This window comes from Paenibacillus sp. FSL K6-2393 (assembly GCF_038002545.1).
Taxonomy (GTDB): domain Bacteria; phylum Bacillota; class Bacilli; order Paenibacillales; family Paenibacillaceae; genus Paenibacillus.
Window position 1 is genome coordinate 783,632 of the sequence record NZ_JBBOCU010000001.1, and the last position, 24,937, is coordinate 808,568.

The window sequence follows — 24,937 nt, forward strand, 5'->3', positions numbered from 1 at the left end:
ATGTTCGTTGATAGACATGATTAAGCAGTGGAGACATGTATTTAAGCTTGACCCGGACCGGGAGATTACGGACGAAGAACTTGATCTGGTCTGCATGTCGGGGACCGATGCAATTATCGTCGGCGGATCTTCCGGAATTACTTATGATAACACGGTAGACCTGATGTCCCGTGTGCGTCGCTATGAGTTGCCCTGTGTGCTTGAAGTATCTGATCTGGAGGCCGTTGTTCCCGGGTTTGACGGATATCTGATCCCCATGGTCCTGAATGCAACGGACAGCAAATGGATGATTGGGCACCACCAGCAAGCCATAGAGCGTTATGGTTATCTTATCCCTTGGGATCTGCTGATTGCCGAGGGTTATATTGTGCTTAATGCAAACTCCACGGTAGCGCGGTTGACTGGTGCAGATACGGATCTGACGACAGGAGCTGCGGTGGCATATGCCCAGGCTGCGGAGCGTCTGCTCAATCTTCCCATTGTATATATGGAGTACAGCGGAACGTTCGGAGATATGGAGCTTGTTGGTGAGACACACAGACAATTGGAGCGGGCACACCTCATCTACGGCGGTGGAATTGATGATCCGGAGAAAGCCTCGCAAGCTGCCCAGGTGGCAGATACCATCGTGGTAGGTAACATTGTGTATAGCGATTTGAATAAGGCACTTGAGACGGTGTTGGCTGTAAAAGGTACCATATAATCGGTTTAGTTTACCATTCCCCCATTTTCCCCTTATGATCTGTTAAAATAGAACTTTGCCCTTACTAATTAAAGAAGTTATATGAGCGTATGTCGTTTACACGAGAACGAAGAGGAGAGAAGTAAGCTGACGAAGCGATGCGTTCGCCTTTATTCCCGGATTTTCACCTCTTACCAACAATTCGTATAGAGGAACTATGTTTACACAGAAACGGAGAATGCAGAAGCAATCTGAAGAAACGAAGTGTTCTCTCTTGTGATTTCAACTACCCTTAATTATAAGTTAAACTATTTTTACACGAGAACGAAGAGGACAGAAATAAGCTGGAGAAGCGGAGCGTGCGCCTTTATTCCCGGATTTTCACCTTTGAAAAGTAGATCGAAAAATCCGGGAATAACAGCGATCGGAAGATTATTCTGTCATCGTAGTGACGAGTGTAAACGATAGCTCACTTATACCGACCAACCAACGAAAGGAGCATGCATGCATGCAACCTGTAAATATACATGATGCCGTTGCACGGCTTAACACCCCCCAACGGCAAGCCGTCGAGGCGACGGATGGCCCACTGCTGATTATGGCGGGAGCGGGCTCCGGCAAAACCCGGGTGCTGACACACCGGATTGCCTACCTCATTGCAACACGGAAAGCGCCCCCGTGGGGCATTTTAGCGATTACATTTACGAACAAAGCCGCTCGTGAGATGCAAGACCGTGTATCCCAACTGGTTGGTGGCTCCCAAGGCCGCGACATTTGGGTATCCACGTTCCACTCCATGTGTGTGCGAATTCTGCGTCGTGATATTGAACGTATTGGCTTTACCTCCAACTTCAGTATTTTGGATTCATCGGACCAATTATCTGTAATTCGCAGCTGTATGAAAGACCAGAATATCGATACCAAGAAATTCGAGCCCAAAGCAGTTCAATCGATGATGAGCACGGCCAAGAATGAACTGATCAGTCCGGAGCAATATGAGAAGCAGGCAGGAGACTATTTCGAGGGTATTGTAGCGAAGATATATAAGATGTACCAGAAACGGTTAAGAGCCAACAACTCACTTGATTTTGATGATCTCATTATGCAGACTATTCAACTGTTCAAGGAAGTACCTGAAGTCCTCGACTTTTACCAAAAGAAATTCCAGTACATTCACGTGGACGAGTATCAGGATACGAACCGTGCACAGTACATGCTGTGCCGCATGCTCGCTGACAGCCACCACCGCATCTGCGTTGTAGGGGATAGTGACCAATCGATCTATCGCTGGCGCGGGGCGGATATCAGCAATATCCTGAACTTTGAGAAAGACTATCCAGAAGCAAACACGATTTTGCTGGAGCAGAACTATCGTTCAACTTCCAATATCCTGAATGCAGCGAATGAAGTGATTGGCCTGAATACAGGGCGTAAACCGAAGAAACTGTGGACGGACAAAGAGGGTGGTTCGAAGATCAAGGTATACCGTGCGGATTCCGAACATGATGAGGGGTATTTTGTTACCTCCGAGATTAGTAAAAATGTGAAAAACGGCAAATCCTATCAGAACCATGCCATTTTGTACCGTACCAACGCCCAGTCCCGGGTTATAGAGGAAATTTTGATCAAGTCTGATATTCCGTATCAGATTGTCGGCGGCATCAAGTTCTATGATCGTAAAGAGATCAAGGACATTCTGGCGTATCTGCGCCTGTTATCCAACCCCGACGATGATATCAGCCTTACCCGGATCATTAATGTACCGAAGCGTAGCATTGGTGATACAACAGTAGCGAAGCTGGCGGCTGCGGCAGGAGAGCGTGGAATTTCCATTTTCCGAGTACTGCAGGTCGTGGATGATCTTGGTTTTGCTGGCCGTACGCGTAATGCGCTGGTGGAGTTCTATGACATGATCGCTGCGTTGCATCAGATGGTAGAATATCTGTCTGTAACTGAATTGACCGAGAAGATTCTTGAGATGAGCCAATACCGTCTCGAGATGCAAAATGAAAACACACTCGAATCCCGTGCACGGCTGGAGAACATTGAGGAGTTCCTGTCGGTAACGATGGAATTTGAGAAAAATAATGAAGACAAAACGCTCGTATCGTTCCTCACCGATCTTGCATTGATTGCTGACATCGACAGCATGAACGATGATGAAGAGGATCAGAGCGACGCTGTTACCCTGATGACCATGCACAGCGCCAAAGGTCTGGAGTTCCCGGTGGTCTTTATCGTGGGTATGGAGGAAGGCGTCTTCCCTCACAGCCGGGCCTTTATGGATAATGAAGAGTTGGAGGAAGAACGCCGACTTGCTTATGTGGGGATTACTCGTGCAGAAGAGCAACTTTTCCTGTCGTGTGCCCAGATGCGTACCTTGTTTGGACGTACCACAGCGAATCCACCTTCCCGCTTCCTGGACGAAATTCCGGATGAGCTGAAGGAAGACACTTCCATGGCTCGTGATCGTTACCGCCGCGGCAGTAGCGGAGGCGGCTCATATGGTGGACGTGGACTAGGTTCTAGTGGAGGAAGTAACTTCGGTGGTGGCACCAAGCTCTTTGATCACCAAAGCAAGAGCGGTTCATCTGCTACCTCATCCACGCCAACTTCGCGTGTGACTACGAGTACCTCCCGCCCGACATACTCTACGCCATCATCTGCTTCCAAGCCGGTGGCTTCTAATGGTGAAGCAGGATTCAAGGCAGGGGACAAAGTGCAGCATGGCAAATGGGGGACAGGCACAATTGTTGCAGTAAAAGGGACTGGTAATGATACCGAACTGCAGATTGCCTTCCCGGCTCCGGTTGGCGTGAAACGTCTGCTTGCCGGTTTTGCCCCGATTACGAAAGTGGAATAAGAACGAAACTTCCTTTTGCACGATAACGGAGAGAACAGAAATAACTTGAAGAAGCAAGGCGTTCGCCTTTATCCCTGGATTTCTACCTTTTAAAATGAATAAAAGAAATCCGGGGATAACAGCGATCGGAAATTATTCTGTTATCGCAGTCCAAGTGCAATAGGAGTGTTCGTTCTACATAGATCAAATTAACGGAGGGATGGCCCTGTATGGACCCGATGCACCGGATGGAGCAACTCGTTACCGAGCTGAACCAGCATAATTATCAGTACTACACGATGGATCAGCCACAGATCAGCGATAAGGAGTATGATCTTCTGTACGATGAACTGGTTACGCTGGAACAGGAAAGCGGCATGGTTCTGCCTGATTCTCCAACACAGCGTGTGGGCGGCGAACTGCTCAAGGGGTTTACCCCACATCGCCATTTATCCTCATTATGGAGTCTGGACAAAGCGCAGAATATTGAGCAGTTGCGCAGCTGGAATACCCGTGTACTGAAACTGATTAACGACTATAACAGTAAAAATCCGGATACGCCTTTACCGGAACCAGGTTATGTCATTGAGTTGAAGTTTGACGGATTGACGCTGAACCTGACGTACACCAACGGTGAGTTGGTACAAGCCTCTACGCGTGGTAACGGTACTGTAGGTGAAGGTATTTTGGCACAGGTGAGAACAATCCGCTCCGTTCCGCTCAAAATTCCTTATACAAGCGGTACGATTGAAGTACAGGGTGAAGGCATTATGAACCTGTCTGTCCTGGATCGATACAATGAGACGGCGGCAGAACCGCTCAAGAATGCGCGGAATGCAGCAGCGGGAGCACTGCGTAACCTGAATCCAAAGGCGACGGCTGAGCGTCGGCTGAATGCTTACTTTTATAACGTAGGTTATTCGGATGACGTTCAGTTTACCAATCATCAGCAGATGATGGACTTCCTGCGTGAGAACCGCTTCAAAGTTAATCCGTCGATTACTTATTTCCATGAGTTTGATGATGTGATGGAACAATTGGCTGCGATTCAGGAGAACCGGGGTCAGTTGGATTATCTGATCGATGGAGCTGTTATCAAAATTACGGACATGCGCACCCGCGAGGTGTTGGGTTATACCGATAAATTCCCTCGCTGGGCGGTGGCATATAAATTCGAGGCAGAAGAGACCACGACGGTTCTTAATGCTGTGGTATGGAATGTGGGCCGTACTGGCAAAGTAACTCCGTTGGCACGCGTAGAACCGGTTGAACTTGCCGGAGTAACGGTACAGAACTGTACGCTGAACAATGTCGGCGATATTGAGCGCAAAAATCTGAAGTTTGCTCTGGGCACACGGGTCTTTATTCGTCGCTCCAACGACGTCATTCCTGAAATTCTGGGTAAAGTGACGGAGGAGAGTGATGGCGAGGAGATCGTCTTCCCTGAGCAGTGTCCTGCATGTGGATTCCCACTGGAGCAACGCGGAGCGCATCTGTTCTGTAACAATAGACTTGCGTGTAAACCGCAAACGGTGGCACGTATTTCCCATTTTGCTTCCCGTGATGCCATGGACATCGAGACGTTCAGTGAGAAAACGGCGATTCAGCTGTATGATGAATTGAATGTACGTGAGCCTGCTGACCTGTATACGTTACAGTTTGATGATCTGGTGAAGCTGGAGCGGTTTGGGGAAAAGAAAGCGAACAACCTTATCGCTGCGCTTGAGCTTAGTAAAGATAGAGACTTGGCTTCCTTCTTATACTCACTGGGTATTCCGAACACAGGTAAATCTACAACGCGCATGCTGGCTGATCATTACCGAGATCTGCACGCCATTATGAATGCAACCGTAGAAGAATTGGTTGAACTACCTGACGTCGGTGGTATTGTGGCGGAGAGCATCGTAACTTTCTTTGCAGATCCGTTTACACAGGCTGCAATTGAGAAGATGCTCAACTTGGGTGTGAAAGCTCAGGCACCTGAGGCGCCAGCCGTTGCTGTTGTGGAAGATTCCTTTTTCAGTGGTAAAACGGTCGTCTTGACCGGAACGCTGCACCAATTGACGCGGGAAGAGGCGACGCAAAGACTGGAAGCGCTCGGAGCGAAGGTGACTGGCAGTGTGTCGAAAAAGACAGATCTGGTTATTGCCGGAGAGAAGGCAGGTAGTAAACTAACCAAAGCCCATGATCTCGGTATTCCAACGATTGAGGATGAGGACGAACTTGTACGTCTTTTGAATCCCTAGGGTTAAAGGATGAATTAACAGAAGAGCTCATATAATAAAGCCCCCGAAGACACGAATATGTGATCGGGGGCTTTTGCTGTTTATTGAATTATTTGATACAACGAATGAACGCTCATCAATCTTATCTTATCATGATCCACTTAAATTGTTAGGGATACGTTGAGATGCGCCTGTAAGCCATGCATCCTTATCATACCCTCGCTCTTCCCAGTAACCGATATGTTCGCTGTCGATGAGTTCAATGCGATTTAACCATTTTACTGATTTATAGGCATACATCTGAGGAATGACGAGCCGTACCGGACCGCCAAGATCAGCCGGGATGGGTTTGCCATCATGCATGACAGCGACCATAATATCTTCCATTTGTGCTTGATCCATCGTAATCGCATCTGTATATACACCATCACCGGAATAAAACTTCACACTATGAGCTTCCGGTTTGACCCCGGCTTGTTTCAAAAGCTGTGCAAGAGAAATGCCTTCCCAGGTATTCTTATATACAGACCAGCCCGTTACACAGTGGAAATCACTAACCTGTACGGTACGAGCGAGCTTCACGAATTGTTCCCAGTTCCATACCTGTGCCCGTTCAACCAACCCATCAATTCGAAAAGACCAGTTAGCATTGGAGAAGGACGGTATGGGCGTAACCGTATATACGCGGAAATGACCTTCAGCTCCGCCTCCAATGGGAGGTGAAGAGGCAGACAGCGGTTGTGGCAGAGGAACCATACGGTTAGGATCGTTCTCCAGCATGCTATCAATACTATTATCGATCTTGAGATTTCGTCCTACCCAGGATATAAAAGTAGGTCCAAGAGTCACGGCGAGACCAACCCCCACAGCAGAACGGATGAAAGCTCGTCGTGTATACAACGGTTGAGGTCGCTCCTCAGATTTGAGGGGATCTCTCTCGGAACTGCGATCAAACTGTGAAGAAGATATAGCAGCCGGAGTTTCTTTTTCATCCGATATTGAATCAGATGGATCAGCAATATTTTGAGTTTTTGTTGAAGTTGTAGTAGTTTTAACCGCACGACGTGCAGGGTCCTTTAACCATTTGGTCCGAGTGATGGAGTGATAGATAATATAAGGTAAGCCCACCCAAGTCAGCAGGTCATGGATCAAAAGTGCAGCATTCGACCATCGAGGTCCAGCTAGCTTGAACTGCCATAACAAAATACCCGAGAGTAGCCAGCCTACCAGCAGCGCAAGAACAAAGATGGTGTTCACCCTTTGCCAAGGTCTATTACGAAGCTGTTTCCAGTGCTTTCCGGCCAAAATCAAGTAATATACTACGGGTGCCAGCATAGCTAGACCAACGATGATATGTAGCCATTTTAACCAGACACGACCGATTCCGAGTATCTCTCGCCAAAAGCCGCCTACCAGCATAAGACCTGATATAGCAAGGATCACAACAATCCAGGCATTCCAAGCATGGATGGAAACCAACTTTTTGCCATAACCTTTGCGCATGTTCTTCAACCATTGTTTCAAGTGCGATCACCCCATATAGGTTAGTAATGAGTTTATTCAGAACTTTAATATGTAATAGCCAGCTGCAAATGGAGTGCGTTATCGGTGTAAAGGTACTCATACGAGACGATTAACGATTGTTCATAACTACGTATGAAGAAGTACACTTGATTGCTTAGCCTTATCTCTATATCTATATACCTTATTATAGAGTTTTTGGATCACTTTCTTCAAACCAACAGGAGGGCAGGGCTCATTATCCCAATCGGGCACTCTAGCTGTCTTTCATCTAGATCCTTATTACGTATGGTTTTAGAAATCAATATTATAGAAAGGACATGTTTCTTGGATATAAAGTAGCCTTTAATAGGGTTCCATTTTTGTTTCAGATATTGTGTTAATGTGCCGCATATAGGCTGAAGGCAAGATAGCGTTGTTGAAGATTTATATAATATCAAATGGTAGATTAAAAATGCTTGCTAAATAAATCGCTACATGATATATTATTTCTTGTCGCTTCAAACGAATGATTGTCATAATCATTTGAAAGGTGACGAAAACAAAGTGTTGACAGTAAGTTAGTTAACATGATATGATAAGATTCCTGTCTGGTTGATAAACATCAACATAAACGGACATACAAGTTCCTTGAAAACTGAACAAATGGATAGTAACTTTTGATTCACAATGAATCGTCAGATTCAAAATGAGCTTATCGCTCTTTTCAATACTTTATTGGAGAGTTTGATCCTGGCTCAGGACGAACGCTGGCGGCATGCCTAATACATGCAAGTCGAGCGGAGTTGATAGGAAGCTTGCTTCCTTGATACTTAGCGGCGGACGGGTGAGTAACACGTAGGCAACCTGCCCTCAAGTTTGGGACAACTACCGGAAACGGTAGCTAATACCGAATAATTGTTTTCTTCGCCTGAAGGAAACTGGAAAGACGGAGCAATCTGTCACTTGGGGATGGGCCTGCGGCGCATTAGCTAGTTGGTGGGGTAACGGCTCACCAAGGCGACGATGCGTAGCCGACCTGAGAGGGTGATCGGCCACACTGGGACTGAGACACGGCCCAGACTCCTACGGGAGGCAGCAGTAGGGAATCTTCCGCAATGGGCGAAAGCCTGACGGAGCAATGCCGCGTGAGTGATGAAGGTTTTCGGATCGTAAAGCTCTGTTGCCAGGGAAGAACGCTTGGGAGAGTAACTGCTCTCAAGGTGACGGTACCTGAGAAGAAAGCCCCGGCTAACTACGTGCCAGCAGCCGCGGTAATACGTAGGGGGCAAGCGTTGTCCGGAATTATTGGGCGTAAAGCGCGCGCAGGCGGTCATTTAAGTCTGGTGTTTAATCCCGGGGCTCAACCCCGGATCGCACTGGAAACTGGGTGACTTGAGTGCAGAAGAGGAGAGTGGAATTCCACGTGTAGCGGTGAAATGCGTAGATATGTGGAGGAACACCAGTGGCGAAGGCGACTCTCTGGGCTGTAACTGACGCTGAGGCGCGAAAGCGTGGGGAGCAAACAGGATTAGATACCCTGGTAGTCCACGCCGTAAACGATGAGTGCTAGGTGTTAGGGGTTTCGATACCCTTGGTGCCGAAGTTAACACATTAAGCACTCCGCCTGGGGAGTACGGTCGCAAGACTGAAACTCAAAGGAATTGACGGGGACCCGCACAAGCAGTGGAGTATGTGGTTTAATTCGAAGCAACGCGAAGAACCTTACCAGGTCTTGACATCCCTCTGACCGGTACAGAGATGTACCTTTCCTTCGGGACAGAGGAGACAGGTGGTGCATGGTTGTCGTCAGCTCGTGTCGTGAGATGTTGGGTTAAGTCCCGCAACGAGCGCAACCCTTATATTTAGTTGCCAGCACTTCGGGTGGGCACTCTAGATAGACTGCCGGTGACAAACCGGAGGAAGGTGGGGATGACGTCAAATCATCATGCCCCTTATGACCTGGGCTACACACGTACTACAATGGCCGGTACAACGGGCTGCGAAATCGCGAGATGGAGCCAATCCCAACAAAGCCGGTCTCAGTTCGGATTGCAGGCTGCAACTCGCCTGCATGAAGTCGGAATTGCTAGTAATCGCGGATCAGCATGCCGCGGTGAATACGTTCCCGGGTCTTGTACACACCGCCCGTCACACCACGAGAGTTTATAACACCCGAAGTCGGTGGGGTAACCGCAAGGAGCCAGCCGCCGAAGGTGGGATAGATGATTGGGGTGAAGTCGTAACAAGGTAGCCGTATCGGAAGGTGCGGCTGGATCACCTCCTTTCTATGGAGAATCGTTTCCTGCAACGGAAACATTCAAATAAGCAGGTTCTTAGAACCTGCAACAGCAACACAGTTACTTATCCATTTGTTCAGTTTTGATGGAATTTGAGGGGCCATAGCTCAGCTGGGAGAGCGCCTGCCTTGCAAGCAGGAGGTCAGCGGTTCGATCCCGCTTGGCTCCACCAAACAATTTCATCTATTTGGCTTGTTCTTTGAAAACTAGATATCGAAACGAAACAAACGCGAATTAGAACATTCCTTTAAGCTGAACTTGTGCAAACAAGTCAAGTGTATAAAGGTAGTTAAATTGCTTTTGTGATGGTATCGGGTGAGAGCGACTTTTGGATTTGGACGCAGTCCAAACCAAGGGAAGCGAGCGACCGAAACCGGAACAAAATGGTTAAGCTACTAAGAGCACACGGAGGATGCCTAGGCGCTAGGAGCCGATGAAGGACGTGGCGAACAACGAAACTGCCTCGGGGAGCTGTAAGCAAGCTTTGATCCGGGGGTGTCCGAATGGGGAAACCCAGCTGGGGTAATTTCCAGTTACTCATAACTGAATACATAGGTTATGTAGAGGCATACCAGGGGAACTGAAACATCTAAGTACCCTGAGGAAGAGAAAACAATAGTGATTCCGTCAGTAGCGGCGAGCGAACGCGGAGAAGCCCAAACCAGAGAGCTTGCTCTTTGGGGTTGTGGGACGTCTCACATGGAGTTACAAAGGAACCGGTTAAGCGAAGAGGTCTGGAAAGGCCCGCCAAAGAAGGTAAAAGCCCTGTAGTTGAAAGTCTGTTCCCTCCGAGACGGATCCCGAGTAGTGCGGGGCACGTGAAACCCCGTATGAATCCGGCAGGACCATCTGCCAAGGCTAAATACTTCCTAGCGACCGATAGTGAAGCAGTACCGTGAGGGAAAGGTGAAAAGCACCCCGGAAGGGGAGTGAAATAGAACCTGAAACCGTGTGCTTACAAAAAGTCAGAGCCCGTTTTAGGGGTGATGGCGTGCCTTTTGTAGAATGAACCGGCGAGTTACGTTCCCGTGCAAGGTTAAGGTGAAGAGCCGGAGCCGCAGCGAAAGCGAGTCTGAATAGGGCGACTTAGTACGTGGACGTAGACCCGAAACCGGGTGATCTACCCCTGTCCAGGGTGAAGGTGCGGTAACACGCACTGGAGGCCCGAACCCACGCATGTTGAAAAATGCGGGGATGAGGTGGGGGTAGCGGAGAAATTCCAATCGAACTCGGAGATAGCTGGTTCTCCCCGAAATAGCTTTAGGGCTAGCCTCGGAAAACAGAGTCGTGGAGGTAGAGCACTGATTGGGTGCGGGGCCCGCAAGGGTTACCAAGCTCAGTCAAACTCCGAATGCCATAGACTTACTTCCGGGAGTCAGACAGTGAGTGCTAAGATCCATTGTCAAAAGGGAAACAGCCCAGACCATCAGCTAAGGTCCCCAAGTGTGTGTTAAGTGGGAAAGGATGTGGAGTTGCACAGACAACCAGGATGTTGGCTTAGAAGCAGCCACCATTGAAAGAGTGCGTAATAGCTCACTGGTCGAGTGACTCTGCGCCGAAAATGTAACGGGGCTAAACACACCACCGAAGCTATGGCTTGATGCTTTGCATCAGGGGTAGGGGAGCGTTGTATAAGGGTTGAAGGTGTACCGTAAGGAGCGCTGGACATTATACAAGTGAGAATGCCGGTATGAGTAACGAAAAGATCAGTGAGAATCTGATCCGCCGAAAGCCTAAGGGTTCCTGAGGAAGGCTCGTCCGCTCAGGGTAAGTCGGGACCTAAGGCGAGGCCGAAAGGCGTAGTCGAAGGACAACAGGTCGAAATTCCTGTACCACCGTAAGCCGTTATGAGCAATGGGGGGACGCAGTAGGGTAGTGACGCGGACTGATGGATGTCCGTCTAAGCAGTGAGGCTGATGTGTAGGCAAATCCGCACATCATTAAGGCTGAGCTGTGATGGGGAGCGAAAATTATAGTAGCGAAGGTCATGATCTCACACTGCCAAGAAAAGCCTCTAGCCAGGTGAAGGTGCCCGTACCGCAAACCGACACAGGTAGGCGAGAAGAGTATTCTAAGGCGCGCGGAAGAACTCTCGTTAAGGAACTCGGCAAAATGACCCCGTAACTTCGGGAGAAGGGGTGCCCCGGTAGTGTGAATAGCACGAGGGGGCCGCAGTGAAAAGGCCCAAGCGACTGTTTAGCAAAAACACAGGTCTGTGCGAAGCCGTAAGGCGAAGTATACGGGCTGACGCCTGCCCGGTGCTGGAAGGTTAAGGGGAGTGGTTAGGGAGCAATCCCGAAGCTGTGAACCGAAGCCCCAGTAAACGGCGGCCGTAACTATAACGGTCCTAAGGTAGCGAAATTCCTTGTCAGGTAAATTCTGACCCGCACGAATGGCGTAACGACTTGGGCGCTGTCTCAACGAGAGATCCGGTGAAATTTTAATACCTGTGAAGATGCAGGTTACCCGCGACAAGACGGAAAGACCCCATGGAGCTTTACTGCAGCTTGATATTGAATTTGGGTACGATCTGTACAGGATAGGTGGGAGCCTTTGAAACGTGAGCGCCAGCTTGCGTGGAGGCAACGTTGGGATACCACCCTGATCGTATCTAGGTTCTAACCTGGTACCGTAATCCGGTGCGGGGACAGTGTCAGGTGGGCAGTTTGACTGGGGCGGTCGCCTCCTAAAGAGTAACGGAGGCGCCCAAAGGTTCCCTCAGAATGGTTGGAAATCATTCGAAGAGTGCAAAGGCATAAGGGAGCTTGACTGCGAGACCTACAAGTCGAGCAGGGACGAAAGTCGGGCTTAGTGATCCGGTGGTACCGCATGGAAGGGCCATCGCTCAACGGATAAAAGCTACCCTGGGGATAACAGGCTTATCTCCCCCAAGAGTCCACATCGACGGGGAGGTTTGGCACCTCGATGTCGGCTCATCGCATCCTGGGGCTGAAGTAGGTCCCAAGGGTTGGGCTGTTCGCCCATTAAAGCGGTACGCGAGCTGGGTTCAGAACGTCGTGAGACAGTTCGGTCCCTATCTGTCGTGGGCGTAGGAAATTTGAGAGGAGCTGTCCTTAGTACGAGAGGACCGGGATGGACGTACCGCTGGTGTACCAGTTGTTCCGCCAGGAGCACCGCTGGGTAGCTATGTACGGACGGGATAAACGCTGAAAGCATCTAAGCGTGAAGCCCCCCTCAAGATGAGATTTCCCAGTATGTAAGACCCCTTGAAGACGACGAGGTAGATAGGCTGGGGGTGGAAGTGCAGCAATGCATGGAGCTGACCAGTACTAATCGGTCGAGGGCTTATCCAATAGCAAGTGATAATTCGCATGTTTCGTTTCGAATCTAGTTTTCAGAGAACAACACTCTGAAATGTAAGCTACGCGTTTGGTGGCGATGGCGGAGGGGTTCCACACGTACCCATCCCGAACACGACCGTTAAGCCCTCTAGCGCCGATGGTACTTGGACCGCAGGGTCCTGGGAGAGTAGGACGCCGCCAAGCGAAGAACCACTGCCGATGTTATTCGGTGGTGGTTTTTATTTGTTTATTTAAGGGGATGCGTAAGCATCTCTTATTTGACTTTGTAAGAATCCTCTGACACACTCTAAGGGGTACATATATCACATATCAGGCCATGATTTGGATTGATAATAACTCTAGCGAATGGGGTGTAGGACGACATGGAAATTCAGAAATTGACGGTAGATGATTTTGAACCGGCTATGGCACTCTCCGAATATGCTTTTCAGGTGGTAATGAGTGAGGAACAAAAAGAAAAACGGCGGAGTCAATTTTCGTCACAGGATATATGGGGTGTATATGAGGACGGGCAGCTAGGAGCCAAACTTCACATAATCCCTTTTCAAACCTATATTCATGGCAGATCGTTCGAGATGGGCGGTATTGCAGGTGTAGCCACCTGGCCAGAGTATAGACGCAAAGGCTGGGTAGCGGGTCTGCTGAAGCATGCATTGGAAGAAATGAATCGTAACAAACAAAGTATATCGTTCTTGCATCCATTCTCTTTTGGTTTCTATCGGAAGTATGGATGGGAGACTTATGTTGAATTTAAACGTTATAAAGTACCTACAGCTCATTTGCCTCTGAAAAAGGCGACACCTGGAACGATTCGGCGTGGGGATCCAGGTCTCAGCATATTAAAGGAAGTATACAGTGCTTATGCTGAGCGTTATAACGGAACTCTGGTTCGGGATGATGCAAGGTGGGAGAATTCAGTTCTTGTTAATGGGACCAGCCAGAAGGCTGTATATTACGATGAAGCTGATGCAGCACAAGGTTATCTTTTATATGAGGTTAAGGAAAATAAGTTTACCATTAAAGAGATCATCTATCTGAATGAAGAGGCTAGGCAAGGGCTGTGGACCTTCATTGCTAACCATGATTCCATGATTCAGGAAGTTACGTTGCAGGCACCAGCCAGTGATACGCTTGCTTTCCAATTGGATAACCCACGGATTCAGCAAGAAATCGTACCTTATTTTATGGCGCGTATCGTTAGTGTAGAGCAGTTTATATCCCAGTATCCATTTGCAAGCCAGGACTCACCGGTGCAGATTGTTCTACAGGTAGAGGATACCCACGCTCCGTGGAATGAAGGAGTATGGCAATTAAACGTAGCGATGAATGGAACAGCGTCCATATGGAAAACTTCAGAACCAATTACTGATGATCAGACCATTAAGGTGGATATTCAATCCCTTACCGCAGTGCTGATGGGGTATCGCAGACCAACGGAAATGGCACGGATCGGAAGAATTCACGGACCAGAAGCAGCAATTAAGGCTTTGGAACAAGCGATTCCTGAACGGGAAACCTATTTGCTCGATTTCTTCTGATGACTATTCCCACTGCTCCATTTAACTTGATTAGCTTATATAGAAATATGGCGTGATCGAAAGACAAATGGACTTCTCCAGCAATTTTGGGGAGGTTTTTTTGTGTCTGGGGAATATTTCGTGTAAAATCGTAAAAAATGAATAGTGACCCCACTTGGCAAAACCACAAAATATGCTATAATGGTTATAAAGTCAAAGAAAGTCAAAGTCAACTAAAGGTTTAATACTTAAGTAGCTTTCTTTCAACAATCTGATGCATGATCGCCAATATACGGGATTCATCTCATCGGAGGATCAAGGGAATATTAAAGGACCTTCGTGCTTCCTTCGCTCTCCTGTTGATACCTGTGGAAGCAAGATTCGCTGTTTTCCTGATTGGTTAAATGGGTAGAGAAGGTGTACTCTGTGGGGGCGTGTGGGTCCTTATTGACTTAACGTTTCAGACAGTGGAGGATGATTGGATGCGTAATATCTCTGATATTATCGAACGATATCTGAAGAGTATTTTGCATGAAAGTCCCGAAGGAATGGTTGAAATTCAGCGTAATGATCTGGCAGATCAATTCTCATGTGTACCTTCCCAGATCAATTATGTCATCAGCACACGTTTTACACTCGAGAAGGGATACCTGGTAGAGAGTAAACGCGGCGGTGGTGGTTATGTTCGCATACAGCGCATTGAATTACCGGCCCAATCAGCTCTGCATAATCATTTGCACCATAGTATTGGTGAAGAGATCGGGCAGACAGCTGCCGAAGGTTTGATCTATCAATTGGAAGAAGCACGCTTCTTGAGCAAGCGGGAAGCCGGGTTGATGCGAGCTGCTGTATCTAGAGAGGTTATATTAGTCAAACTTCCTTACCGGGATCAAATTCGTGCCAGAATGTTGAAGGCGATGTTAATATCTTTGCTCGGTAAATGAAAACTATCGGGGTCAAAGGAGGTACATCAATATGCTGTGCCAAGAATGCAATAAACGTCCGGCGACACTTCATTTTACGAAAATCGTAAATGGAGAGAAGACGGAATTCCATATTTGTGAGTCATGTGCCCGTGAAAAAGGGGAAATGATCCCTGGAACAGCAGGCGGGTTTTCCATTCACAACTTGTTGTCCGGATTGCTTGATTTTGATCCAGCCAGCAAAAGTGGATCGGCAGGAACACCACCTGCAAAAGCACTTCAGTGTGAAGAGTGTGGTATGACGTACTCACAATTCAGCAAGATAGGCCGATTTGGCTGCAGTTCATGTTATAAATATTTTGACAGCCGTCTGGACCCTTTGTTCAAGCGGGTTCATGGTAGTACGTCCCATGTAGGCAAAGTGCCTGCACGAGCTGGTGGTCGCATCAAGGTGAAACGGCAAATCGCTGATCTGAAGCGTGAGCTCCAGGAGAGCATCGCGCAAGAGGAATTTGAAGAGGCGGCTCAGATCCGTGACCAGATCAGAGGACTTGAAAAAGGAATAGCTCAGGAGTAAAGTTTGTCATGAGTAGGAGGGATGCGTAATGCCTAATCTGCGCTTTACAGAGAAGGCGCTCAGCGACTGGATGCGCAGTGATGCGGCTGATTCCGAAATTGTCATTAGCAGCCGTGTCCGGATTGCACGCAACCTTCAGCATGTTCCGTTTCCGATGCTGGCTTCCAATGAGCAATCGGAAGAGGTGCTGAATAAGCTGAGCGAAGTACTTCAATACGATGACGTTCATGCCTTTGGGGATTTTCATACGTTGGATCTGATCGATATTGACGAACTCGACAAACGGGTGCTGGTGGAGAAACATCTCATCAGTCCAAGTCTTGCGAATGAATCCAGGAATGGTGCGGTTATTCTCAGTGAGGATGAGTCGGTCAGTATTATGATTAATGAAGAGGATCATCTTCGTATCCAGTGCCTCTATCCGGGGTTCCAGGTGAAAGAAGCCTGGGAGAAAGCTTCCGCAATAGATGATGCTTTTGAAGCGCACGTGGACTATGCTTTTGATGATCGCAGAGGATACTTAACCAGTTGTCCTACCAATGTAGGTACAGGTGTTAGAGCATCGGTTATGATGCACTTGCCTGCCCTAGTGATGACGCAACAGATAGGCCGTATTCTAACCGCAGTTTCCCAAGTGGGATTAACTGTAAGGGGGATATATGGTGAAGGCAGTGAGGCGATGGGTAACCTGTTCCAGATCTCGAACCAGATTACATTGGGACAGACCGAACAGGAAGTCATCGAGAACCTGCATGGTGTTGTATTACAGATGATAGGTCATGAGCGTACAGCCAGAGAACGGTTAATTACCGACTCCAGACTTCGGATTACGGATCGTGTCATGCGTTCTTACGGCATATTGTCTCATGCAGCTATTGTTGATTCCAAGGAAGCTGCACAGCGCTTATCGGATGTACGCCTTGGCGTGGATCTCGGCTTACTGGATGGATTGTCCATCACGGTAATGAATGAGTTGAATGTGATGACACAGCCGGGATTTTTGCAGAAAACATTCGGGGAAGATATGCGCACAGATGAGCGTGACATCTATCGTGCTCAGTTGATTCGTGATACGATCAATGCAGCGAAGCAGTCCTAGCTTAGCCTGATATTGTATTGAATTATGGTTTCATGCCGCATTGCGGCTTTTATATAATAAATAAGGCATGTACGAATGCCAAATGACTTTATTCGCAGCACGGCTGCAAACAAAAATGATATGAAGAATACGACGGTTATTTTATTACATGACCCTCGTTTTATCCAAAACCATGGAGGTGCAGGAGATATGATGTTTGGAAGATTTACGGAACGGGCCCAAAAGGTGCTCGCACTCGCGCAGGAAGAAGCTGTCCGTCTCGGTCATAATAACATCGGTACTGAGCATATTTTGCTCGGCCTCATTCGTGAAGGCGAAGGCATCGCTGCCAAAGCACTGATCGGCCTGGGACTCGGATTGGAAAAAATTCAGGATGAAGTAGAAACGCTGATTGGCCGTGGCCAAGAGCAACCTACCAACATTGCATATACGCCACGTGCGAAAAAAGTAATTGAACTGTCTATGGATGAAGCTCGTAAATTGGGCCATACCTATGTAGGCACAGAGCATATCCTGCTCGGATTGATTCGTGAAGGCGAGGGTGTTGCAGCACGTGTGCTCAATAACCTGGGTATCAGCCTGAACAAAGCACGTCAACAAGTGTTACAGTTGCTTGGCAGCAGTGAAGCTGTATCCAGTCATAATGGAACACCTGCCAATGTCAGCACACCAACACTGGACAGTCTGGCACGTGACCTCACGGCTTACGCCAGAGAGAATAACCTTGACCCAGTCATTGGGCGTAGCAAAGAAATTGAGCGTGTCATCCAAGTGCTCAGCCGTCGTACCAAGAACAACCCGGTATTGATCGGTGAGCCAGGTGTAGGTAAAACAGCGATTGCTGAAGGCCTTGCACAAAAAATCATTGCAAATGAGATTCCGGAAACATTGCGCGACAAACGTGTAATGACCCTGGATATGGGTTCAGTAGTCGCTGGAACCAAATATCGTGGTGAGTTCGAAGATCGTCTGAAAAAAATCATGGATGAGATTCGCCAAGCAGGTAACATTGTCCTGTTTATCGACGAATTGCATACTTTGATTGGTGCAGGCGGAGCTGAAGGTGCCATCGATGCTTCTAACATTTTGAAACCGGCTCTGGCCCGTGGAGAACTGCAATGTATCGGTGCGACAACACTGGATGAATATCGTAAATACATCGAGAAGGATGCAGCGCTTGAGCGTCGTTTCCAACCGATTACTGTAGATCAGCCTTCTCCGGAAGAAGCGATTCAAATTTTGCATGGCTTGCGTGACCGTTATGAAGCGCATCACCGCGTGAAAATTACGGACGAAGCGATTGTACAGGCGGTTAAACTGTCTGACCGTTACATCACAGACCGTTTCCTGCCAGACAAAGCGATTGACCTGATTGATGAGGCGGGTTCCAAAGTAAGATTGAACTCTTACACGATCCCACCAAACCTGAAACAACTGGAAAGCCGTCTGGAAGATATCCGTAAAGAAAAAGACGCTGCAGTTCAAAGCCAGGAGTTCGAAAAAGCCGCAGCGCTTCGTGATACGGAACAAAAAATCCGTGAAGAGCTGGATGTAACGAAGAATCAGTGGAAAGAAAAACAAGGTCGCACGGATTCTGAAGTAACACCTGAGGATATTGCACAAGTGGTAGCCAACTGGACAGGAATTCCGGTGAACAAGCTGAAAGAAGAAGAGACACAACGCCTGATGAATCTGGAATCGATTCTTCATGAACGTGTCATTGGCCAGGATGAGGCTGTGAAATCGGTCAGCCGTGCGGTTCGTCGTGCTCGTGCGGGACTTAAAGATCCAAAACGTCCGATGGGTTCATTCATCTTCCTCGGTCCTACTGGGGTAGGTAAAACAGAACTTGCTCGTGCTCTGGCTGAAGCAATGTTCGGTGATGAAAATGCAGTAATCCGGATTGATATGTCTGAGTATGGCGAGAAACATTCAACTTCCCGACTCGTCGGAGCGCCTCCAGGATATGTTGGATACGAAGAAGGTGGTCAGCTGACAGAGAAAGTTCGTCGCAAACCATACTCCGTAGTCCTGCTTGATGAGATCGAGAAAGCACACCCAGAAGTATTTAATATCTTGCTGCAAGTGCTTGAAGATGGTCGTCTGACAGATTCCAAAGGTCGCGTTGTTGACTTCCGGAATACGCTGATTATCCTGACATCCAACGTGGGTGCCGAAGCGATCAAACGTAACTCTACACTTGGCTTCACAGCGGTTGTGGATGCAGGTGCGGATTACGATAACATGAAGGGTAAAGTTATGGATGAGCTGAAGAAAAGCTTCCGTCCAGAGTTCCTTAACCGGATTGATGAAATTATCGTATTCCACTCTCTGGAACAGAAACACATTGCAGAGATTGTTACCCTCATGAGTGAGGAACTTCGCAAACGGCTGCGTGAATACGAAGTTGACTTCGAACTCACCGACAATGCGAAGGACTTCCTTGCCAAAGCCGGCTTTGATCCAGCTTACGGTGCACGTCCGCTTCGTCGGGCAATTCAGAAGCATATCGAGGACAAATTGTCTGAAGAGTTGCTCACAGGTAACGTAACCAAAGGGGATTCATTGCTCATCGACGAAGAGAACGGTGCACTGTCTGTTACGAAAAAAGACGTGGTTGTTCCTTCGAATGAGGAAATCGAAACCAAATAATATACAGCAAGCACTGGAGTTAAACTTCAGCTTGTATTAATCCTTAATCCTTCTCGGCTTCGGCCGGGGAGGATTTTTTGCACTTTGGACAGAAGACGGACATGATTATGTCAGGAACATGTGTAAAGTTTGCGATAATCCTTTACGAAAAATCTCAAACAATGGTAAACTTTTAGTAACCCTGCACGTCAGGGAGTTTGGGTGAAATTCGTCGAATAATGCAAAATGCTGTTATAAAACTAAATTATAGGAGTGCTGAAGTGGCCAAAGTTAAAACCAAGTTTCAATGTACGGAATGCGGCTATGAAGCCCCCAAGTGGTACGGTAAGTGTCCGGGTTGTCAGTCATGGAATTCAATGGTGGAAGAGACAGAGACGGTGGTCAAAACACAAGGGAGAAATTCTCCTCTGTTTGACAGTAAAGATAAACCGCTTCCTATCATAGATATAGATAGCGGTCAGGAACCGCGTGTACAGACTGGAATCGGAGAGTTGAACCGGGTATTGGGTGGCGGAATCGTTCCAGGTTCACTCGTTCTGGTGGGCGGAGATCCGGGTATCGGTAAATCAACGTTGATGTTGCAGACGTCTCATGCTTTGACGCACTCGGGTTTGCGTGTGTTATATGTTTCCGGTGAGGAATCAGTCAAGCAAACCAAATTGCGGGCAGACCGTCTCGGGGCACTCTCTGCCGAGTTGTATGTGTTGTGTGAAACCAATATGGAACGTGTAGAGGAAGCGGTGGATCAGATCCAGCCGCATTTTCTTGTCATCGACTCCATTCAGACGGTATATCTTCCCGAAGTTACCAGTGCGCCGGGTAGTGTAGCACAGGTAAGGGAATGTACGTCAAGGTTCATGCGCATTGCCAAAGGCAGAGGCATTGCAACGGTTCTTGTGGGGCATGTTACCAAAGAAGGTGCCATTGCCGGTCCACGTATGTTAGAACATATGGTGGATTGCGTGCTTTATTTTGAAGGAGAACGGCATCATACGTATCGCCTGCTGCGTGCGGTGAAGAACCGTTTTGGTTCAACCAATGAGATTGGCATTTTTGAAATGGGCGAGGATGGACTTCGTGAGGTGGGCAATCCGTCCGAACTCTTTTTGTCAGAACGTCCACTGGGTGTAGCAGGTTCAACGGTAGTTGCCAGTATGGAGGGTACACGCCCTCTGCTCGTGGAATTACAGGCGTTGATCTCGACTACTCATTTCCCTTCTCCCCGCCGTATGGCAACAGGGGTAGATCTGCATCGATTAAATCTGATCATTGCAGTGCTGGAGAAACGGATGGGCATGTTTTTACAGACCCAGGATGCATATCTGAACGTGGCTGGTGGAGTACGGTTGGATGAGCCCGCTGTAGATTTGGCGGTTGCTGTCAGCATTGCATCCAGTTTGAGAGATGTACCGACCAAGCCGGATGACGTCATCTTTGGCGAGATTGGTCTGACAGGTGAGGTTCGAGCCGTATCACGGGCCGAACAACGAGTGAAGGAAGCCGCGAAGCTGGGCTTCAAACGAGTCATTTTACCGGAAAAAAGCTTAAAGGGCTGGAAACATCCTCGCGGGATACAACTGATCGGTGTGAATACCGTGGCAGATGCACTAGCGGTTGCTTTAGATTAGGGGGCATAACAAGATGAAAGATTCGAGCCAACTGGATAATATGAATGAATTGTTAAGGCTGATCGCACCAGGTACACCTTTCCGCGAAGGTCTGGAAAATGTGCTGCGCGCCAAGACGGGCGCACTGCTTGTTGTAGGATACAGCCCTGAAGTAATGGAAGTGGTGGATGGGGGATTCTCAATTAACTGTGATTTCTCCCCGAACTACCTGTACGAACTTGCCAAGATGGATGGAGCCATTATTCTTAGCGAGGATTTGAAGCGAATTCTTTACGCCAATACCCAGTTAATCCCGGACTCTTCGATCTCTTCATCAGAGACGGGGATTCGTCACCGGACGGCAGAGCGTGTAGCAAAGCAAACGGGTAAATTAGTCGTATCCATATCACAGCGCCGGAATATCATTACCTTGTATCAGGGAACACTTCGTTATTCCCTCAAGGAAATCGGGGTTATTTTGACCAAAGCAAATCAAGCGATTCAAACCCTGGAGAAATACAAAGCGGTATTAACACAGTCCCTTACAAATCTGAGTGCCTCTGAATTTGAGGAACTGGTGACGATTCCTGAAGTGGTCAATGTAATTCAGCGTACCGAAATGGTGATGCGGATCAAAACGGAAATCAAACGATACATTCATGAACTCGGGAATGAGGGACGACTCATTTCCATGCAAATGGAAGAGCTTGTGGGTACAACGGAAGAAGAAGCCTGGTTGCTCTACAAAGACTATGCCCGTGACGACAGTGATGACAAAATCCGTGAAATTATCGTGGGACTGAAAAGATTGTCGGACGATGAGTTGCTGGATGCACATCATATTGTCCGTCTTCTCGGCTATCCTTCATCAGCCGCTACTTCTGAGGATTCGGTTGCACCTCGTGGATTCCGGGTATTAAATAAGATCCCCCGCCTGCCCAATGTCATTATCCATAACCTGGTGGATCAATTCGAACAATTGCCTCATGTTATTATGGCTACAATTGAAGAACTGGACGAAGTGGATGGTATTGGTGAAGTTCGTGCCCGGACCATTAAGGAAGGCCTCAAACGTTTGCAGGAGCAGATGTTTATCGACAGACAGATGTAAGGGTTTGCCTATATAAAGGCTTGAAATGGATGAGGTGAAACAACGATGCTAACCAGATTCATTCCGAATCTCTTTACCCTGGGTAATCTGTTTCTTGGAATGATGGCGATTTTGCTTGCGATTGATGGAAATTACAGTTTGGCTGCCATTATGGTCATTGTAGCGATGCTGCTGGATGGTCTGGATGGCCGAGTGGCACGTGCGCTTAATGCCCAAAGCGAATTCGGCAAGGAACTGGATTCCTTGTCTGACATGGTTTCCTTTGGTGCAGCACCAGCCTTGATCATATTTATGGTGTCGTTTCAAGATTCGATGCCGATCCTCGCCTGGATCGCAACAGCGGCTTTTCCGATCTGTGGAGCCATTCGTCTTGCTCGGTTTAATGTTCGTCCGGGAATCCCCGGTTACTTCACAGGTCTGCCGATTCCCGCAGCCGGTGGGGTGCTGGCTACACTGTCCTTGTTCAATAAGGATATTGGCCCGGTTAGCATGATGATTGCTACATTGCTGTTATCGTATCTGATGGTGAGTTCGCTTAAATATCCCAATTTCAAAAAGGTCGGTTTGCCACGCAAGGCAATCTGGATTGCACCGTGGGTTGTGTTATTTGCCATAGCCGTAGCCGTTATTTTTCCGGAGCAGTTATCCAAATTGATCTTTATTCCGCTGGTGTTATACGCCCTGTATGGAATGAAGCATAATGTGCGAACAGCGGCCTCGCGTAGTCGGGCGAAAAAGCGCAAGGATGAGAAATCTTCCCGTCCTTCCGATCGTTAAGTCGCCTTGGGGACAGACACTATACAAAGAAAGCACGTACTCTCCTGAACTGGAGAATGCGTGCTTTTTGTTTATTCAGATCTATTTACGGTAAAAGAAACCCTTGCGGACGACATGCATATCTTCTTACGACAGATTAAACATCCCTAACGTTGAACACTTCTGTGATTCGTGATTTACGACCTCTTCCATGTTAATGTCCAGCAGATTGCAGAGAGCCGACATGTAGAATAGGTTCCGCCCTAGCTCAGAACTGATGACCTCTCTGCAGTTCTCACACAACTCACCTTCCACATGCGTTTCCAGCAGGCCCTTGGTTTGAGCGATATCGCTCTCCGGGGCATATTTCTGCTTGGTGGCGTGCAGCTCGATGCAGCCGCATTCGGTAATGGCTTTGGACACGGCACGGTTAACAGACGCTCCGGCTTGTCCCGTTTTGGACAGTACATCAATCAGGCTGCGATGACGCAGCAACAGTTCAGAAACTTGATCCTGGAAAGCCTGTAAACTTAGCGTACTCATTTTGCCACTCACCTCGGGATATGAATTGAATTCATTATATGCCAATAATTTACCTACTTTCAACTGACGATTGCAACATTTCCAAAAAGTTCTTCCAGATGGGATTAGCAATTCAGGAATTGGATCATACTGGATATAAAGATCAAGATACATTGAAGGAGGTGCAGGGACTAATGTGGAAAAAAGGCATTTTAACTTTTACAGGATTGTGCGGTGCATGGTTCGGCTACACGGCATATCATCTGGCAGGAAAATCGGTCCCATGGATGGCTGAGTGGATTCAGTCAGCAGGATTACTGGGAGCTGGTATATCAACGCTGCTGGGAGCTGTAATGTTTATGGCTGTATGTAATATTGGTGGAACATTGATGGCAGACAGGCTGCATAGTGGGATCAATTCATTGGCGAAAGTACCTATGAACGAATTGGCTGCAGGAGCCGCAGGTACCGTTGCTGGGTTGCTGGTGGCTTTGTTGCTCTACCCTGTTGTGAGATGGATGGGGACGGCAGGAGAAGTGCTGCAAGTGGCGCTGACGGTGATTAGTGCTTATTCCGGTTATGCCCTTGCCATGGCGAAGAAAGACGATCTGGGGGCCTTCTGGATGTCTGGACGATGGGGTCATCCCGAGGTGGACGAGGATAGACGGATGGAAGAACATAAAATTCTGGATACCAGTGTTATTATCGATGGGCGTATCGCTGATATATGCAAAACCGGATTTATTGAAGGCACGATCGTAATCCCGGAATTTGTTCTGGAGGAGTTACAGCATATTGCAGATTCATCGGATCTGCTCAAGCGGAACAGAGGACGTCGTGGACTGGACATTTTGAACAAAATCCAGAAGGAACTCGATGTAAAAGTTCTGATCTACGAGGGGGATTTCGAGGAAATCTCCGAGGTGGACAGCAAACTGGTTAAACTGGCTAAAGTGCTCCAGGGTAAAGTGGTCACCAATGACTTTAACCTGAACAAGGTGTGCGAACTTCAGGGTGTATCTGTATTGAACATTAATGATCTCGCCAATGCGGTTAAGCCGGTTGTTCTGCCAGGTGAGGAGATTATGGTGCAGATCATCAAGGATGGTAAGGAACATGGTCAAGGTGTAGCCTATCTGGATGATGGCACAATGATCGTTGTGGAGGGCGGACGCGAGTATATCGGCATGATGATGGAAGTGCTGGTGACCAGTGTGCTGCAGACTTCAGCGGGGCGAATGATTTTTGCCAAGCCGAAACTGTTGGAAAAAGCCCAATAAAGCGGTATGATGGGTAGTGTA

At 48.0% G+C, this 24,937-nt stretch carries 14 protein-coding genes, 1 tRNA gene and 3 rRNA genes; 16 read left to right on the plus strand and 2 right to left on the minus strand.

What is annotated here, in order from left to right:
- The first annotated feature begins 7 nt into the window (after positions 1 to 7).
- The 3 genes from MHI14_RS03280 (at position 8) to ligA (ending at position 5,770) form a co-directional block, all read left to right on the plus strand.
- Positions 8 to 703, plus strand: a complete 696-nt coding sequence (locus MHI14_RS03280) for a heptaprenylglyceryl phosphate synthase (protein ID WP_340964602.1) — start codon at positions 8 to 10, stop codon at positions 701 to 703.
- A gap of 487 nt (positions 704 to 1,190) precedes the next feature.
- Positions 1,191 to 3,545, plus strand: coding sequence for a DNA helicase PcrA (gene pcrA, locus MHI14_RS03285; RefSeq protein ID WP_062837066.1), 2,355 nt, complete (start codon positions 1,191 to 1,193; stop codon positions 3,543 to 3,545).
- A gap of 209 nt (positions 3,546 to 3,754) precedes the next feature.
- Positions 3,755 to 5,770, plus strand: coding sequence for an NAD-dependent DNA ligase LigA (gene ligA, locus MHI14_RS03290; protein ID WP_133386045.1), 2,016 nt, complete (start codon positions 3,755 to 3,757; stop codon positions 5,768 to 5,770).
- A 129-nt stretch (positions 5,771 to 5,899) separates the two neighbouring features.
- On the opposite strand, the gene MHI14_RS03295 is transcribed toward ligA, so the two are convergent.
- Entirely contained in the window at positions 5,900 to 7,273 is a 1,374-nt protein-coding gene (locus MHI14_RS03295) for a molybdopterin-dependent oxidoreductase (protein WP_341129892.1), read from the minus strand.
- Between the two features lie 711 nt (positions 7,274 to 7,984).
- Between MHI14_RS03295 and MHI14_RS03300 the strand changes: the two genes are divergently transcribed.
- From MHI14_RS03300 to pssA, 12 genes are all read left to right on the plus strand, one after another.
- Positions 7,985 to 9,537 (plus strand): 16S ribosomal RNA (locus MHI14_RS03300).
- A gap of 108 nt (positions 9,538 to 9,645) precedes the next feature.
- Positions 9,646 to 9,721 (plus strand) — tRNA-Ala (locus MHI14_RS03305).
- Positions 9,722 to 9,934: 213 nt separating this feature from the next.
- Positions 9,935 to 12,863: ribosomal RNA gene (locus tag MHI14_RS03310) — 23S ribosomal RNA — on the plus strand.
- 75 nt (positions 12,864 to 12,938) lie between these two features.
- Positions 12,939 to 13,055 (plus strand): 5S ribosomal RNA (gene rrf, locus MHI14_RS03315).
- Together the 16S, 23S and 5S rRNA genes with 1 tRNA gene alongside form the textbook arrangement of a ribosomal RNA operon.
- 179 nt (positions 13,056 to 13,234) lie before the next feature.
- Complete coding sequence (locus MHI14_RS03320) at positions 13,235 to 14,410, plus strand: GNAT family N-acetyltransferase (RefSeq protein ID WP_341129893.1); 1,176 nt, start codon at positions 13,235 to 13,237, stop codon at positions 14,408 to 14,410.
- Between the two features lie 461 nt (positions 14,411 to 14,871).
- The gene (locus MHI14_RS03325; protein WP_036607135.1) at positions 14,872 to 15,333 is read left to right on the plus strand and encodes a CtsR family transcriptional regulator; all 462 of its coding nucleotides are present in this window, start codon (positions 14,872 to 14,874) and stop codon (positions 15,331 to 15,333) included.
- 31 nt (positions 15,334 to 15,364) lie between these two features.
- The gene (locus tag MHI14_RS03330; RefSeq protein ID WP_091039155.1) at positions 15,365 to 15,889 is read left to right on the plus strand and encodes a UvrB/UvrC motif-containing protein; all 525 of its coding nucleotides are present in this window, start codon (positions 15,365 to 15,367) and stop codon (positions 15,887 to 15,889) included.
- A 28-nt stretch (positions 15,890 to 15,917) separates the two neighbouring features.
- Positions 15,918 to 16,988 (plus strand): protein arginine kinase, encoded by a 1,071-nt coding sequence (locus MHI14_RS03335; protein ID WP_036607140.1) that lies wholly within the window; start codon positions 15,918 to 15,920, stop codon positions 16,986 to 16,988.
- Between the two features lie 189 nt (positions 16,989 to 17,177).
- On the plus strand, positions 17,178 to 19,640 hold the full coding sequence (locus MHI14_RS03340) for an ATP-dependent Clp protease ATP-binding subunit (protein ID WP_062836200.1): 2,463 nt from the start codon (positions 17,178 to 17,180) through the stop codon (positions 19,638 to 19,640).
- 260 nt (positions 19,641 to 19,900) lie between these two features.
- On the plus strand, positions 19,901 to 21,268 hold the full coding sequence (gene radA / locus MHI14_RS03345) for a DNA repair protein RadA (protein ID WP_036671578.1): 1,368 nt from the start codon (positions 19,901 to 19,903) through the stop codon (positions 21,266 to 21,268).
- Between the two features lie 13 nt (positions 21,269 to 21,281).
- A complete protein-coding gene (gene disA / locus MHI14_RS03350; RefSeq protein WP_062836168.1) occupies positions 21,282 to 22,358 on the plus strand; it encodes a DNA integrity scanning diadenylate cyclase DisA in 1,077 nt (358 codons plus the stop codon).
- Between the two features lie 45 nt (positions 22,359 to 22,403).
- The gene (gene pssA / locus MHI14_RS03355; protein ID WP_017692048.1) at positions 22,404 to 23,135 is read left to right on the plus strand and encodes a CDP-diacylglycerol--serine O-phosphatidyltransferase; all 732 of its coding nucleotides are present in this window, start codon (positions 22,404 to 22,406) and stop codon (positions 23,133 to 23,135) included.
- A 126-nt stretch (positions 23,136 to 23,261) separates the two neighbouring features.
- On the opposite strand, the gene MHI14_RS03360 is transcribed toward pssA, so the two are convergent.
- Positions 23,262 to 23,657 carry a hypothetical protein gene (locus tag MHI14_RS03360; protein WP_017692049.1) on the minus strand — a complete coding sequence of 132 codons (396 nt, stop codon included), beginning with the start codon at positions 23,655 to 23,657 and terminating at the stop codon, positions 23,262 to 23,264.
- Between the two features lie 173 nt (positions 23,658 to 23,830).
- Here MHI14_RS03360 and MHI14_RS03365 point away from each other — a divergent pair, with 173 nt between their 5' ends.
- Entirely contained in the window at positions 23,831 to 24,916 is a 1,086-nt protein-coding gene (locus MHI14_RS03365; RefSeq protein WP_091039184.1) for a PIN/TRAM domain-containing protein, read from the plus strand.
- The last annotated feature ends 21 nt before the right edge of the window (positions 24,917 to 24,937 follow it).